13 protein-coding genes are annotated in these 15,975 nt (G+C 43.0%); 9 read left to right on the forward strand and 4 right to left on the reverse strand.

What is annotated here, in order from left to right; translation table 11 throughout:
* The first annotated feature begins 8 nt into the window (after positions 1-8).
* Positions 9-1,451 carry an NAD-dependent succinate-semialdehyde dehydrogenase gene (locus AF333_RS14420; protein WP_043064175.1) on the forward strand — a complete coding sequence of 481 codons (1,443 nt, stop codon included), beginning with the start codon at positions 9-11 and terminating at the stop codon, positions 1,449-1,451.
* Between the two features lie 56 nt (positions 1,452-1,507).
* Here the strand turns inward: AF333_RS14420 and AF333_RS14425 are convergent, their stop codons facing one another.
* Both AF333_RS14425 and AF333_RS14430 read right to left on the reverse strand, forming a co-directional pair.
* Positions 1,508-2,311 (reverse strand): carbon-nitrogen hydrolase family protein, encoded by an 804-nt coding sequence (locus AF333_RS14425; RefSeq protein ID WP_043064176.1) that lies wholly within the window; start codon positions 2,309-2,311, stop codon positions 1,508-1,510.
* 14 nt (positions 2,312-2,325) lie between these two features.
* Entirely contained in the window at positions 2,326-3,558 is a 1,233-nt protein-coding gene (locus tag AF333_RS14430) for a sigma-54 interaction domain-containing protein (protein WP_043064293.1), read from the reverse strand.
* A 464-nt stretch (positions 3,559-4,022) separates the two neighbouring features.
* Between AF333_RS14430 and AF333_RS14435 the strand changes: the two genes are divergently transcribed.
* Both AF333_RS14435 and AF333_RS14440 read left to right on the forward strand, forming a co-directional pair.
* Positions 4,023-4,802, forward strand: a complete 780-nt coding sequence (locus AF333_RS14435; protein ID WP_043064177.1) for a carbon-nitrogen hydrolase family protein — start codon at positions 4,023-4,025, stop codon at positions 4,800-4,802.
* 51 nt (positions 4,803-4,853) lie between these two features.
* On the forward strand, positions 4,854-6,326 hold the full coding sequence (locus AF333_RS14440; RefSeq protein WP_043064294.1) for an aldehyde dehydrogenase family protein: 1,473 nt from the start codon (positions 4,854-4,856) through the stop codon (positions 6,324-6,326).
* 319 nt (positions 6,327-6,645) lie between these two features.
* Here the strand turns inward: AF333_RS14440 and AF333_RS35295 are convergent, their stop codons facing one another.
* Positions 6,646-6,876, reverse strand: a complete 231-nt coding sequence (locus AF333_RS35295; RefSeq protein ID WP_235496461.1) for a hypothetical protein — start codon at positions 6,874-6,876, stop codon at positions 6,646-6,648.
* A gap of 377 nt (positions 6,877-7,253) precedes the next feature.
* Here AF333_RS35295 and AF333_RS14450 point away from each other — a divergent pair, with 377 nt between their 5' ends.
* The 6 genes from AF333_RS14450 to AF333_RS14475 all read left to right on the forward strand — a co-directional run bounded on the left by AF333_RS14450 (position 7,254) and on the right by AF333_RS14475 (position 15,453).
* Positions 7,254-8,660 (forward strand): sigma-54 interaction domain-containing protein, encoded by a 1,407-nt coding sequence (locus AF333_RS14450; protein WP_043064178.1) that lies wholly within the window; start codon positions 7,254-7,256, stop codon positions 8,658-8,660.
* Between the two features lie 219 nt (positions 8,661-8,879).
* The gene (locus AF333_RS14455; protein ID WP_043064179.1) at positions 8,880-10,025 is read left to right on the forward strand and encodes a DUF917 domain-containing protein; all 1,146 of its coding nucleotides are present in this window, start codon (positions 8,880-8,882) and stop codon (positions 10,023-10,025) included.
* Positions 10,006-11,370 (forward strand): hydantoinase/oxoprolinase N-terminal domain-containing protein, encoded by a 1,365-nt coding sequence (locus AF333_RS14460; RefSeq protein ID WP_043064180.1) that lies wholly within the window; start codon positions 10,006-10,008, stop codon positions 11,368-11,370. Before AF333_RS14455 ends, AF333_RS14460 begins: the two co-directional genes overlap by 20 nt.
* 73 nt (positions 11,371-11,443) lie before the next feature.
* The gene (locus tag AF333_RS14465) at positions 11,444-12,757 is read left to right on the forward strand and encodes a purine-cytosine permease family protein (RefSeq protein WP_407638682.1); all 1,314 of its coding nucleotides are present in this window, start codon (positions 11,444-11,446) and stop codon (positions 12,755-12,757) included.
* A 24-nt stretch (positions 12,758-12,781) separates the two neighbouring features.
* A complete protein-coding gene (locus tag AF333_RS14470; protein ID WP_043064182.1) occupies positions 12,782-13,879 on the forward strand; it encodes a DUF917 domain-containing protein in 1,098 nt (365 codons plus the stop codon).
* Complete coding sequence (locus tag AF333_RS14475; RefSeq protein ID WP_043064183.1) at positions 13,876-15,453, forward strand: hydantoinase/oxoprolinase N-terminal domain-containing protein; 1,578 nt, start codon at positions 13,876-13,878, stop codon at positions 15,451-15,453. Before AF333_RS14470 ends, AF333_RS14475 begins: the two co-directional genes overlap by 4 nt.
* Positions 15,454-15,501: 48 nt before the next feature.
* Here the strand turns inward: AF333_RS14475 and AF333_RS14480 are convergent, their stop codons facing one another.
* Positions 15,502-15,966 carry a hypothetical protein gene (locus AF333_RS14480; protein WP_043064184.1) on the reverse strand — a complete coding sequence of 155 codons (465 nt, stop codon included), beginning with the start codon at positions 15,964-15,966 and terminating at the stop codon, positions 15,502-15,504.
* Between the last annotated feature and the right edge of the window lie 9 nt (positions 15,967-15,975).

Below are 15,975 nucleotides of genomic sequence, written 5' to 3' on the forward strand. Positions count from 1 at the left end.
TGTTTTACATGGCAGAAATAAAACGCATGTTTATCAATGGAGAATGGGTAGAGGCTGAAGGTGGAGAACGAATAGAGGTAATGAATCCATCGACGGGGGAGCAGGTCGGGGCTGTAAGCTTTGGAGATGGAAGGGACGCGGTAAAAGCCATTGCGGCCGCGAATGAGGCATTTGCTGGTTGGTCTCGTCTGACGGCGCGTGAACGTTCCAAGTATTTATATAACCTTTATGAACTTGTTCGCAAGCATAGAGACGAACTGGCAGGGATTATCTCAGCTGAAATGGGTAAACCTCTTCGCGAAGCGAAAGGAGAGGTGCTTGGCGCTGCAGATAACTTTATGTGGTACGCCGAGGAAGCGAAACGGGTATACGGGGAAACCATTCCTTCTTCTGTTCCGAATAAAAGAATCATGGTAATGAAACAGCCTGTAGGTGTAGTAGCTGCTATTACGCCATGGAATTTTCCGGTAAATATGGTCGCACGCAAAATCGCACCAGCTCTGGCAGCAGGCTGTACGGTCGTATTAAAGCCAGCAGAAAGCACGCCGCTTAGTGCAGTTCGTCTGTTTGAATTAATTGAACAAGCCGGTTTTCCAAAAGGGGTAGTCAATCTGGTTATTGGAAATCCAGAGTTAATTGGTCAAGAATTTACGGCTAGTAAAAAGGTGCGCAAAATTACTTTTACTGGCTCGACGCGAGTAGGGAAGCTATTAATGGAAGGAGCGGCCCAAACGGTTAAAAAGGTAAGCCTGGAATTGGGTGGTCATGCGCCGTTTATTATTTTTGAAGATGCGGATTTGGACGCAGCAGTTCAGGGATTATTTGAAAGCAAGTTCCGAACGTCCGGTCAAATGTGCATCTGCACGAACCGTCTCTATGTACACGAGTCGGTGCTCGACACCTTTACGGATAAGCTTGTAGAAAGGATGAGAAGGACTAAAGTAGGGGACGGACGGGAAAAGGATACAGAAATCGGTCCATTGGTCAATGAACAAGGCCTGAATAAAGTGCTCGATCATATTCAAGATGCGAGAGAGAAAGGCGCACATATCGCTTATGGAGGACAGCGTTTGACAGAAGGCGAATACGCCAAAGGTTTTTATTGCGAACCGACCGTACTGACAAACGTTACGAAAGAGATGAAAATCTATAGTGAGGAGACATTTGGTCCGGTCGTTCCTATCATTCCATTTACGGAGGAAGAGGTAGTCGTACAACAGGCCAATGATTCCGATTATGGACTAGCCGCGTACGTATATACGCAGAACAACAGCCGTTGCTTCCGCATGGCAGAAGCTCTTGAATATGGAATCGTCGGGGTCAATGACGGAGCGCCGACGCAGACACAAGCTCCGTTTGGCGGGTATAAAGAAAGTGGGATCGGTCGTGAAGGCGGTTACTACGCATTGGAAGAGTTTTTAGAAACAAAGTTTGTTTCTTTCGGATTATAAGATATATGTGAAAAGGGGAGGCAATCAGTTATTTGCCTCCCTGTTTTTTGTAAAATCTATGTGTAGTGATTATCTTCCTTTGCATATAGAGTGGGTCTTCGATTTTTTAAGTAATCTAGGTTACCCCGTGCTATATCCGTTTCCTCTATATTGATTGAAAGTACAGGAAGCTCTTCATTATTGCTGCATTTATGAATGGTTTTTCCTAGAGGATGGATTAGAGAGCTTTCACCAACAAATAAAGCATTGCTTTCCAGCCCGACTTTGTTCGCCATCGCAACAAAAACATGGTTCTCCAATGCTCTTGCTTTTAAATAAACGTCTTGGTAAGGATGACTGGGAAATTTATTTGCCCCGAGAACAAGAATGAATTGCGCACCTTTAATGGCTAAAATGCGGGCTACTTCAGGAAATTCGATGTCATAGGAGATCATAATCCCTACTTTGCCTTCAGGCAGTTTAAATACAGGGCAATCCACTCCAGGCTCGAAAATGTTTTTTTCAATTTCAAACAAATGAATTTTTCTGTACGTACCTATAATTTCTCCTTGTTTACTAATCAAAACAGCTGTATTGAATAATTTGGCGTTTTCGATTTCGGGAAATCCTAAAACGACTCCAACGTTATGTTTTTGTGCATATTTACAAATTTCTGTAATGGTTTTTCCTTTAAGCGGTTCAGCTAGGTGGACTATATTCTCATGCATAAAGGACCCCGACGTATACAATTCAGGGAAAAGTATATAATCTGCTTGTTTTCTACCAGCAGACTCAATACATTCAATAATCCGTCTTACGTTTTCCTCTTTATTTGATAAGGAACATTTTACTTGTGCTAAGGCCACATTAATTTGACGCATACTTTTTCTCCTCATTACACATCATCATACTCCAATATCTCGTTGTATTGTTGCAGCTTTCTGACAATTGTTGATTGGTCTACTTTCAAGGCTTTTGCCGCTTTATATGTACTCCCATATATTTTGTAGGCTTTTAAGACAAGGTCTTTCTCTACTAATTTTTTTGCCTCTTTAAGAGGAAGGATTCCTTTGATTTCAACTGTATTTTCCTCAAAAGCAGACAATGTTTTATCTTTTGGCAAAGATTCAATGACCATTTCTGTATTTGTTACAACCATTCGTTCGATTATATTTTCTAACTCCCTTATATTTCCGGGCCAATCATATTCCATTAACTTTGCCCTACTATATTCACTAATAATCTTATGCTGATTATATTTTCTGTTAAAATTTGCGAGAAAATAATCTATTAATAATGGAATATCTTCTTTTCTATCTTTTAAGGCTGGAAGTTCCAGTGGAACTACGTTTAAACGATAAAATAAATCCTTACGGAACAAGTTTTTTTCTACTAATGAAGATAAATTTTTATTGGTAGCCGCAATTACGCGAACATCGATTTTTTGTGCTTTTACTCCCCCTATTTTCCGGATGGTGCCCTCCTGAAGTACGTCTAAGAGCTTTGATTGCATATCATAAGGCAGCTCCGCAATTTCATCGAGAAAAATCGTTCCATTATTTGCGGCTTCAAACAAGCCTATTTTTCCTGCTTTATTTCCTCCTGTAAATGTTCCTTGTTCATAACCAAATAGTTCGGATTCAATCAAATCTTTAGGTAAGGAGCCGCAATTTAAGGAAACAAACGCTTGGGCGGCGCGTGAGCTTAAAGTATGAATCTCCCGAGCCAGCAAGCTTTTACCGACCCCGGATTCACCCAATAGCAGGACGGTAGAGTTAACATGGGCTATCGTTTTAGTTATGTCCATTAGTTCCTGCATCTTTTCCGATACAAATACAACGCTGTTGAGTCCTGTACTTTGTGTTATCTCTGATTGTTGCATATGTATTTTGATGCATTTCGTAATGTTGGTAAGCGAAATAATGAACTCGAAATCATTTGTGCTTATCTTGGTAATGGAAAAAAGAATTTTTTGCCCGTTCTTTGTAAATAGTATTTGTTCGTCAAGGTCGAAATTAGGCTTTTCTATGAAAATACGATCCCAGTCGAGAGTAGTTACGTCTTTATTTAGAGATAGAGTGTTTGAAATAGAAGTGGCAAAAACATTTTCGTGGTGACCAAGAATCATTTTAATTTTATATGTTGATGATATAAATAACAGTAGATTGACATGTTCATCTACGTAGTGCTTATTTTCCAAAGTGTCTGCACACCCCTATGTATATGTAAGTAAGTTATGATGTAAAAAAACATTGTCATTTCTTATGGCCCTTATTATAACAACAATTCGTTCGTTTTTGAATTATCATATTTTTTGTTCCTAAATACGTGGGGGCAGTTACTTATTAGGTTTTCTGCTCTTTTTAGCGTATTAAAAGAAGATAATGCAAAAAAACATCTAGATGTTTTTTTGCATCGTTGCTTTTTTCCCTTTTGTTATCTTAAGTGATATACATAAATACAAGTAGTAACCGATGTAAAAAAGCATCCCTTTATCTTCTTATCTGCGCTATATTCAGTATATTTATGCTATTTTTAATTGGCATAATAATTGCGAGTGATAATGGCTATGAAGAAAGGAGGGATACGGCAGTGCAGTTATCGATCGCACAAATTGAAACAAAGCTGCATGATAAAAAGTTCAATCTTGAAAAAATCGAACATTTTTTATGCGAAGCAAAGCAAAAAAATTCAGATCTAGTATTATTTCCAGAACTTTCGTTAACAGGCTATTCTATAGGACCTTGGCTGAAAGAGGCTGCTGAAGAAAGAGACGGATCTAGTATTACGTATTTGAAACATTTGTGTAAAAAGTTGAAGATGAATACCGTCATTTCTTTTCCTGAGCGGTATGAGCAACAGTATTTTATCTCTGCTGCCTTTATCAGTGATAGTGGTGAGATTGAGGCTGTATACCGCAAGACACACCTGTATGATGAAGAGCAAGTGTATTTTACGCCGGGAGATGAAATTCCTGTATTTAACACAAAGTTTGGCGTTATCGGGATGATGTCTTGCTTTGACTTAGAGTTTCCAGAGGTTGCTCGTATTCTTAGTAAGAAAGGGGCAGATTTAATCCTTATCCCTACTTCAAATATGGCTCCCTATACAGAACACCAACGTTTGTATACCCAATGTCGGGCAATGGAGAATGAAATACCGTTGGCATTGTGTAATCGAATTGGGGTAGAGGGAAGACATCACTTTATGGGTGAAAGCGTCTTCGTAGATGCTCAAGGTGAAACTCATCTCCTGTTGTCAGATCAAGAAGAATTGCATACAATTCCGGTTCTGTTGATGAAAGGAACAGATCCTAAGCTGAATTATATTTTAGATAGTCAACCGCATTTGTATAAAGAATTGTATTGCTGAATTTAAATCGTAAAAAAAGAGGGGGGAAGACAAATGACAGTTTTAACTAATGTGCTAGATTTGAAAATGTATATTAACGGTGAATGGGTAAATGCACAGAGCGGAAAGGTAAGAGAGATTGTGAACCCGGCAAACGGAGAGGTCATTGCCAAAGCGGCAGACGGTGATGTTGAGGACGCCCGCCGCGCGATTGAAGTAGCCCGCCGAACATTTGACGAGGGTGAATGGTCTGGAATGCCTGCTGTACAACGTGCCAGCTATTTGTTTGCCATTGCTGATAAATTGGAAGAGAAAGCCGAAGAAATCGCTCGCCTTGAAACGCTGGATAACGGAAAGCCGCTTCGTGAGGCTGGGTTTGACGTAGCTGATGCTGCTGCATGCTTCCGCTATTATGCAGGTCTGATCACAAAGCCGGATGGACAAACCTATCATGTAGCCGATCCGATGCAGGCGATGGTCGTTAGAGAACCAGTCGGAGTATGTGGCTTGATTGTTCCGTGGAATTTTCCGCTATTGATGGGTGTATGGAAAATTGCACCGGCTCTTGCAGCAGGAAATACGGTTGTATTTAAACCGTCGGAGGTTACACCTGTAACTGCTATTAAGCTATTTGAAATTATTGAAGAGGTCGGCATCCCTAAAGGGGTTATTAATATGGTAATGGGACCTGGAAAAACGGCTGGAAATGAACTGGCAGAAAGCCCGTTAGTCGATATGATCGCTTTTACAGGGGGCACAGTGACAGGTAGAAGTATTATGAGAGCGGCAGCAGGAAACATTAAGAAAATTTCCCTTGAGCTCGGCGGTAAGTCTCCGAATATTGTATTCGCGGACGCTGATTTTGAAACGGCGGTGGATTATGCGCTATTCGGCATTTTCTGTAATCAGGGACAAGTATGCTCAGCAGGCTCCCGTCTGCTTTTGGAAGAAAGTATTTATGACAAATTCATTGAACGTATGGTAGAGCGGGCTAAGAATATTCGTGTGGGATTCGGGGATGACCCGAATACGGAAATGGGGCCTCTAGTGAGTGAGGCCCATATGGAAAAGGTTCTAGGCTATATCGAGATCGGCAAGCAAGAAGGGGCACGGCTTGTAGTCGGAGGAAACCGTATTACAGCTAATGGCCTTGATAAAGGATACTTTGTTGAACCGACGATTTTTGTTGATACTACGCCGAATATGCGCATTGTTCAGGAAGAAATTTTCGGACCTGTGCTTGTTGTACAGAAGTTCAAGGATGAAGCGGAAGCGATTGAGCTGGCAAATGACACGGTGTATGGATTGGCTGGCGGCGTCTTTACGCAGGATGGAGCAAAAGCTTTGCGCGTAATTAAAAAGCTTCGTGCGGGGATTACTTGGATTAATAGCTACCATCCAACATACAATGAAGCTCCATGGGGCGGATACAAGCAGAGCGGAATCGGACGCAATCTTGGTACGTTTGGGTTGGATGAATTTATGGAAGTAAAACAAATTAATATCAATCTACAGGTAGAACCTGTTGGTTGGTTTGAGAACTAAGCAAGTAGACAAACAAAAAAGGAGGCTCTACGAAGTAGGCTTTGTTAGCCTCCTTTTTCTAAAAACATCAGGTTTCTTCATGGAAGGGAGAGTTTTACATGAGTAAGCGCAATCAGTATATCGACAACGATGCTGCACACTTGGCAAGCCTCGGATACAAATAAGAATTAAAGCGAAACCTCAATTTCTTTTCCAACTTTGCGATTGCCTTCTCCTCTTATTAATAATATTGGAGTCGTTGTGTAGTATTACTGGCAGTAGGTATACACCAGCCTTTCATGATTATATTTGAAACCGCGGGAACGGCGGGTGATGGAAGCTATCTGCCGATTTTTATGATGGCTATGCTTATGTCTATATATGTACTGTTAGGGTTTGATTCTGCGGGCAGTTTGGCTGAAGAGGTCATTGTTAGCAGCTTTGTTGTCTTTAACCTGGCCACCCTGCGCTCCAGCAGAAGAAAGGCAAACGTGTCTTTTTCCGACCGCTCCCGCCCACCGTCCTTTCTTCTTTTCTTACCTCCCACCATAAACATTTGTCGATTTATCAAATCAGATGTATATAGGTGCCCTTTATTATTTTGCATTTGTTCGTCAACGTAAGAGTAAAGAAGCGAAAGAGGTAGCATTTATAGGAGCAGAAGCAGGGTCCATTGAGTAAATAGTCGCTTGCATGTTATTTTTGAGTCGGCAGCGGATGTATATACAAAGGGAGACAAAAAAAGCAAGCTTCCACGCATCGACCATATCAAGAAATACGCATAGTAGATAATAAAGAGAAAAGGCATCTGTCTCCTTTCTATAGGATAGATGCTTTTTCTCTTTATCTAGCTTTAATCACCTTTAATTTTCTGAATATTTCATGTGCTATACTGTATAACAAACGTTAAATGGCTTAATGAAGAAAAGATAATAAGGAGGAGAAAGAATGCAACCGCCGGAAAAATTGGATGAAGAAAAGAAAAGGTTGCTACAAGAGGTTGAGGTACTACTATCCATGGTTCCAGTGCCTGTTGTGGTAACAGATGCATCCGGTAACATTCTACATGCAAACGCAGTAGCGGAAAGCGTATGGAAGCGCTCGCAAATTACACTAACAAACAAACATATTCGAGATGTAGTAGAAGGAGAAGAAATTGAAGCTTTAATCGAACAAGGCAAGCCTGCTCAAAAAATATCGGTTCGCATTAAAGATGCTGCGAATTTCCTTCATATGTATGAATGCCGTATTCGTCCGCTTTTTGTGTATAGGAAGGTAGCAGGAGCTGTGCTGCAATTCACCTCAGCACAACATGCGGAACACAAAGAAAGAATTCGCAAGCATACCGTTCGTTATACATTTAGCGATATTCGTGGTAACAGTGATATCATCGCTTCTCTAAAAAGTCAGTCGGCACATATTGCACCTACAGATTCTACGATACTTATCCGGGGAGAGAGCGGTACAGGGAAAGAAGTATTCGCACAAGCGATTCATGCTACTAGCACACGAAAAGACGGTCCGTTTGTAGCACTGAACTGTGCAGCCATTCCCGAGTCGCTGCTTGAAAGCGAGTTATTTGGATATGAAGAGGGATCTTTCACAGGAGCTAAAAAAGGAGGAAAAGAAGGCCGATTTGAGATGGCTCGCGGAGGAACATTATTTCTTGATGAAATTGGAGACATGCCGCTTTTTCTTCAAGCAAAGCTATTGCGTGTCTTGCAAGAAAGAAGAATCGAACGGATCGGAGGTACGGACACGATTCCGATTGATGTTCGTGTGATTGCTGCTACGCATAAAAATTTGGAAGCGATGATTGCCGATGGCCGGTTTCGTGAAGATTTATATTTTCGTTTGAATGTCATACCTTTATATGTGCCGCCGCTACGAAACAGAAAGGAAGATTTGTATGACTTGATTCATTATTTTATGAAAAAATGTAGTACACGGCTGGGAAAAGAACAAAAACGTCTTTCTTCCCAAGCGTTAAAACGTTTGTATGATTATCATTGGCCAGGAAACATCCGAGAATTAGAAAATGTAGTAGAGTACATTATGAATTTAGAAATTGGCGAATTGATTACGGTAACGAGTCTACCTTCCTCCCTTAGAAAAATAGATGAAGAGGCTATGCCAGAATTAACGAAAAAGCCACCTACGGAAACTGCTCATGATAAACCGTATGAAATCTCAACGATTAATGAAAAGGAGACCGAATTAATCTTGCAAGCACTGCAACGGTTTGAAAAAAGCACAGAAGGAAAGAAAAAAGCAGCGGCTTCTCTCGGCATTAGCCTCTCCACATTATATCGACGTCTACAAAAGCTTCGTTACGAGAAAAAATTCTCAAAATGAGAATAAAAAAGAAAAAGAGAGAAAAACAGATAAAAAGTGAGAATAAATATTGTCATATGATTTGTTTCGATTATGAATTTGCTTTATTTTCCTGAAAAAAGCTATTTTTTTCAGCTTGAATATTCAATTATCGACTTGTGAGGGTAAAATTCTTTTTATTTTCTATTATTTTTATTGGCATACTATTTGCAAAAAATAAGAGTAACGAGGGATGAAATAATGAAACAGACAATTACTGAACATGATGTTCCTCAATTTGCTTATGGGGCAAGATATCTTGGAGCCGGAGGAGGTGGTAGCAGTAATGTGCTGGAACTGCTGACCAAGCGAGCGATACGTGAATACGGACCGGTGCAGTTGCAACACCCGTTTGAAGTAAAAGAAGGGGAATGGATCATCCCGGTTGGAATTATGGGATCTACGACGATCATGAATGAAAAGATACCAACAGGATGGGAATTGCTTGAAGTGTTACAGGCAGTAGAAAAAGAAAAAGGAATTCGAGCAGCAGCTGTGGCAGGAATTGAAATCGCTGGTATTAACGTGCTTACCCCGATCCTTACCGCTGCATTGGCACGTCTTCCTGTTATGGATTGTGATGGAATGGGAAGAGCATTTACAGGGATTCATATGACGACATATCATGCGTTCGATATTCCTCTTGTTCCACTTGTTATGATGGATGAGAACAGAAAAAGCATCTGGATTCGAAGCTATAGCAATGAAGAGACAGAAAGAATTGCACGAGCATCGGTAATGAACATGGGAGGCTGGGCTGCGATTGCTTGTTATGCGATGAAGACAGAACACATACGGGAAGCGTCCATCTATCACACATTTTCACTTGCCTGGCGCCTTGGAAGAGGGGTTAAAGAGGCACAGGAAGATATTCATCAAGTCGTTCAGGTGCTTATGGAGGAACTAAGTAATTCCGTCTACGGCATACCACATCTGGTGACAAAAGGAAAAATCGTTGAATTATCCTGCGATATGAAAAAAGGACAGCTCAGCGGTTCGTTTTTCTTAGAAGGTCGTGGGGAACATACAGCTGAGCAATGGGAAATTTTGTTTCATAATGAATACGTATTATGCAAACAAGAAGAGAACGTACGTGTGATGTCGCCTGATTTAATTTGTGTGTTGGATGCGGATACGGGTCACCCTATACAAATAGAAGAATTGGAGAAAAATCGTAACGTATGGGTGCTTGGAATACCTTCTCCCCCTTTAGTGCGAACCTCGAAGATGCTAGAGGTTGTGGGACCTGAGACATACGGTCACTCATTTTCTTTTCTTCCTATAGAATCCTTGTATAAACAAGCAGGTGAAAAAAGAGGAGTGGACCATGCTGCGGCTTGGGATTGATGTTGGGAGGCAACGTATCGATTGTGTGGTTATGGATGAAGAAATGCGTATGTTTTATGTTAATACGCGTCCGGTTACAGAGCATTCGCTTTCTGGAATGGAAGAGATGCTTGAGGAGATGAAACTGCAAGGTATTTGCCTATCTAACATTCAACAAGTAATCATTAGCGCATCAAGTGAGTATGAAGAAGGATTGCGGGAAAGCGAGGATGTGCATGTATGTGCCATCCGAATCGGTTCCTCACGAGATAGTATTCCCCCTTTTTATGAAGCAACAGACACATTGAGAGAAACCTTACAGTTGACATGTGTAGAACTTTCCGGCGGGCATCATGTAGATGGAAATCCAATGCAGGCTCTTATGACGGATGAGTGGAATGAGAAAATGGCCCATGCCGTGCTACCTGTACATGCGGCGTTTGCGGTTACTTCTGCTTTTTCCCCGGTAAATTCTGAACAAGAACAAATAGTAGCACAGTGGATTCGAAAGAGGTTTGGAGGAGAACGAACAATTACGCTATCTTACGAGTTTGGTAGCATTGGACTTATGGAGCGGGAGAATGCTGCTATTCTAAATGCTGCACTTTCCTCTGTCACTCCCTCCCTCTTTCAAAATGTAAAACAGACTCTTCGACAATATGGTATTCATGCTGGGATTTTTCTAAGCCAAAATGATGGATTCTTGATGGCGTATGAACGGGCCATTTCTTACCCCATCCGTACATTGCGCTCAAGAATTGCAAACAGCCTGCGTGGTGCTTCCCTGTTGGCGGACCGGGAGGAGTGCATTGTCGTCATTGCTGAGAATAAAAAGCTGTACATTGGAATGGTTGAAGAAGGTGTTCCTAAGTTACGATGGTCCAAAAAAGACATCGCAGGAATGTATATGCATGTCCATATTCCTGAGGTCGTAACGATTGATAACCGTATACATGGTACTCCTGATGAGGTATTAGAACGTGTTTATCAAGCTACCCAGCGGTTTCAGCCACCCTATGAGCCGCTGCCGATTGTATTCGTAGGCAATGAATGTAATGAAATTGCCGGATGTTTTCATGATCCCTGGGCTGAGGTGATTCAACCAGAATATTTTTCGTACGCAAGCGCCATTGGAGCATGCATGGCACCGATAGGAGGATGGGTAGAGCGCATGTACTGGCTTTCCGAAGGTGTAAGCAAAACACAAGTCATTGAAAAGACAGTAGCAGAGGCGGTCAAAGAAGCGATACTGGCAGGTGCTGAACCGGGGTCTATCACTATACAAAGTGTAAAGGCGTCTCCGCTTGCGTACGTGTCCAGTCAGGCGCTGCGCATTCAAGTTCGAGCGTTCGGCAATTTTGCATAGAACAGAGTCGCATAGACAAAGAACAAATGAATACGCAATAAAGGGGGCAATGCAATTGGCAGGACAATCCAATATGGCAGATGATTTTTCCTTAACCAGGGTTCCGACACACGCAAGACTTCCTATGTGGGAAGTGTTGCTCGTTCGGATTGGAGCTTTGACGGCGCTCTCACAATTTATGCTTGGTGCGGCATTGGGCTATGGCATGACCTTTTGGCAGGCATTCTGGGCTACGATGCTTGGCAGCGTCATCTTAGAGGTTGTAAGTTTGTTTCTTGGCATTGCAGGTGCACGGGAAGGGATGTCCACAAGCTTACTGGCTCGCTGGACAGGGTTTGGAAAGTACGGGTCAAGCATTATCGGTGCGGTAGTTGCGATTAGCTTGATCGGCTGGTTCGGAGTCCAGAATTCTGTTTTCGCTAAAGGGTTGGATGAAGCGTTAGGTGGAGTGCTTGGCTTTCCACTTGCTGCCGCTCTTACAGGATTTCTGGTCACAGTCATTGTTATCTACGGCTTTAAATGGCTTAGCTGGACGGCTAAGATTGCTGTTCCCGGATTTCTGGTGGTGGTAGCATACGGTATTTATGAAGTTCTTCGTCATCATTCAGTGAGTGAGCTGATATCATCTCCAGCACCGGGACCAGCGCTTTCTCTGGGAATGGCCGCCACGATGGTAGCCGGGGGATTTATGGTTGGGGCAGTGATTACTCCGGATATGAGTCGATACTGTCGCAATGGCAAGGATGTATTATGGATGACGGTTATCGGAACGATTGTCGGTGAACTTGGGGTTAATATGATCGCTGTTCTGATGGCGCACGCTGTGAAAAGCTCAGATGTAGTGGACATCATTGTACAGACGGCGGGATGGCTTGGTGCTGCGGTTGTCATTTTTGCTACGGTTAAAATCAATGATATAAACTTGTACTCATCTTCACTAGGCATTACGAATCTACTGGATTCCATGTTCCGAATAAAAATGAATCGCGGATGGGTCACCCTTGTCATCGGAACAATTGGTACGCTGTTATCTATCATGGGTATACTGGACCAATTCGTCAGTTTTCTCACACTGCTTGGCGTATGGATTCCGCCGATTGCCGGGATTATGGTAGTAGATTATTTTGTGCTCAAACGGAGCCGGAATGTACTGGACGAAAGCCGGAAGCGAGGAGAGCTACCCGATAGCTGTGAGAATATAAATCCGATTACGCTCATTGCCTGGGCGCTTGGCTTTACAGCTGGATATTTGTTTGACATCGGTATTCCATCCTTAAATTCACTTCTCGTAAGCGGCATTGTTTACTATGCAGGTATGAAAGTTTTCAAGCCGACGCATACGAAAGAGCAGGATGATAACATAATTCGCACTAATAACGTAGGTTAAATTGGTTAATAAGGAGTGAAAGTGATGAGGCTGTTAGGAAAACAAGAAATTGAAGATATGGCGGTAGGCGCGGCATTGCTTGGAACCGGAGGAGGGGGCGACCCGTACATTGGAAAGCTTATGGCGTTACAGACAATTGAAGAATTCGGCCCCATTCGCCTTTTATCCATTGATGAGGTGCCGGAAGATGCGCTCGTTGTATCGTCTGGCATGATGGGTGCGCCAACCGTCATGGTTGAAAAGGCACCGAGCGGTCAGGAAGCAAAAGCAGCCTTCAAAACCCTGGAAGCATACATGGGGAAAGAAATATTTGCTACCTATCCGATTGAAGCAGGCGGTGTTAATTCCATGCTGCCCCTCGCCCTGGCTGCTCAGCTTGGCTTGCCGGTGATAGATGTAGACGGTATGGGCCGGGCATTTCCTGAATTGCAGATGGTAACGTTCTATTTAGATGGGATCTCTGCTTCGCCCATGGTCATCGCTGACGAAAAAGGGAATGTGAACCTCTTAAACACTATCGATAATGTATGGGCCGAGCGGATTGCGCGTGCAGCGACCATTCAGATGGGCGGTTCTGTTATGTTCGCTATTTATCCCATGAACGGCCGTAATTTAAAAGAGAGTGGCATTCGTAACATTCTACAATTAGAAGAGGGGATTGGACGTACCATTCGCCTTGCCAAAGAACAAAATGTGAATCCAATCCAGGAAGTCTTGAAGCTTACGAAAGGCTTTGAGTTATTTAACGGAAAAGTGGTGGATATTCACCGTAAAACAGAAACCGGATTTGCGCGTGGAACGGCAACGTTCGAAGGGCTTGGTAACAATAAGGGAGAGAAGTTGCAGCTACGGTTCCAAAATGAGCACTTAATTGCTACGACTGAACAACGATTGCTGTGTGTTACACCTGACTTGATTGCTGTACTCGATGAGGAGACCGGTTTGCCCATCACAACCGAAGGTCTGCGGTATGGTGCACGAGCTGTTGTTATAGGAATTCCTTGCCATCCGAAATGGCGAACACCAAAAGGGATTGAGACATGCGGGCCAGGGTATTTTGGTTACGATGTAGAATACGTCCCTGTAGAAAAGTTAGCGAAGAAAGGAGCGTTGCTAGGATGAGTTACCGAATCGGAATCGACGTTGGCGGGACACATACAGATGCCGTTATTTTAGATAAAGACTATAAGGTGATTGCTGAAACTAAATGCGCAACGACAGAAGATGTCAGTTCTGGGATTTACCGATCCATGAGAGAGGTGCTCGCGAAATCTGGTGTTCCGCGTGAGCACATTCGTTTTGCTATGCTGGGTACGACGCATTGCACAAACGCCATTGTGGAACGGAAGCGTCTGAACAAGATTGCGATTATTCGAATTGGAGCGCCCGCTACATTATCGGTAAAACCTTTAATCGGAGTACCCGATGATCTACGAAAGCAATTAGGGAAACACGTCTATATTCTTCGGGGTGGGCATGAGTTTGACGGTAGAGAAATCGTGCCGTTAGATGAAGAAGAATTAATCCGTATTGCGCAGGAAATGAAGGGACAGGTTGATTCTATTGCCCTTACCTCCGTGTTTTCTCCTGTATCGAAAGAACATGAGTTAAGAGCGGCGGAAATTATACAAGATGTACTAGGCGAAGAGGTAGCACTTTCCTTGTCTCATGAGATTGGAAGTGTTGGCTTGCTTGAGAGGGAAAACGCTACGATTTTGAATGCAGCCGTCGTGAATGTGGCAAAAACGACAGCCAATGGATTCATTCGCGCCCTTGAGGAAGAAGGCATTCATGCAAAAGTCTTCTTTGGCCAAAACGATGGAACATTGATGAGTGTGGAATATGCAGTAAAGTACCCTATTCTTACAGTCGCTTGCGGCCCTACAAACAGTATTCGGGGAGCCTCCTATCTGGCCGGATTGTCCAATGCTCTTGTCGTAGATGTTGGTGGAACGACTACGGATATCGGTGTGCTAATTAATGGATTCCCACGGGAGTCATCACTCGCTGTTGAGATCGGTGGAGCACGTACCAATTTTCGGATGCCTGATCTCGTTTCCATTGGCTTAGGTGGAGGAACGATTGTACGCTTGCAGGAAGACGGCTCCTTTACGATTGGTCCCGACAGTGTAGGATATCGTCTCCCGGAGAAAGGGTTGGTGTTCGGTGGCGATACATTGACTGCCACTGATATTGTGGTAGCACTTGGAAAGGCGCAATTAGGTGACCCTTCAAAAGTATCGCACATTGACCGTCCACTGTTGGAGTGTATTTATGAGCGAATGGTAGAAATGGTTGAAGCAGCTATTGATAAAATGAAAACAAGTGCTGAATCTGTACCGGTTATTTTGGTCGGCGGTGGCAGCATACTGTTACCAGATAAAATGACAGGTGCCTCACAAGTAATCCGTCCTGATCATTTCGGTGTAGCGAATGCCATCGGTGCAGCCATTGCCCAAATCAGTGGTCAGGTGGAGCGCGTATTTTCTCTGGATGAGCTGGGAAGGGAGAAAACGCTTGATCTGGCAAAAGAAATCGCCGTTAGTGAGGCGGTGGCAGCAGGAGCCGATCCGGATACAGTGGAGATTGTAGATATAGAAGATGTACCGCTTGCTTATCTACCTGGTAATGCAACGCGAATTCGAGTGAAAGCGGCAGGTAAGTTGGATGCTGCTTTGGAGCAGATAGATCATTAAGAGCAAAAAAGCGTCGGTTGCTTATGAATCGGCGCTTTTTTGTTCCGGCTATTTCCCTTTTCCGGAAGGCTTCCATTTATGGCCACACTTCATACAAGTATTTATGACCTTTCTACGGCCAATTAATCCTGTAGCAAGACCGGTCGGAATGACTAAAGTTGCTAAGAAAATAGCAAACAATTTCATCGAGCGTATAAACTCAGGTGATAATAAAAATGGAGTAGAATAAGAACTGGCAAGAATAAGACTTAGTCCTGCCAATGGAAGCACCAAAAAAATGAACACAAAAAGAAAGAAATAAGTAAAACGATAGCCCCTAATCGTTCCGACAATTTTTGCTCCCCCACAGGAAGGGCAGCGTAATGGACGAGAAGCTGCACGTTTAGTGTGGGTTTGCGGAAAGTTTTTTGAGCGAGAAGGAGCCGATGTACTGTTTTTTTTCTGTGTGTTTTTTCTTGTGATAATTGGACGTATGTCGCTATCGTTTCGTGTACTATTCTTTTTGGTCGTCATTTGAAAATT

The sequence above is a fragment of the Aneurinibacillus migulanus genome, from assembly GCF_001274715.1.
In the GTDB taxonomy this organism is placed as follows: domain Bacteria; phylum Bacillota; class Bacilli; order Aneurinibacillales; family Aneurinibacillaceae; genus Aneurinibacillus; species Aneurinibacillus migulanus.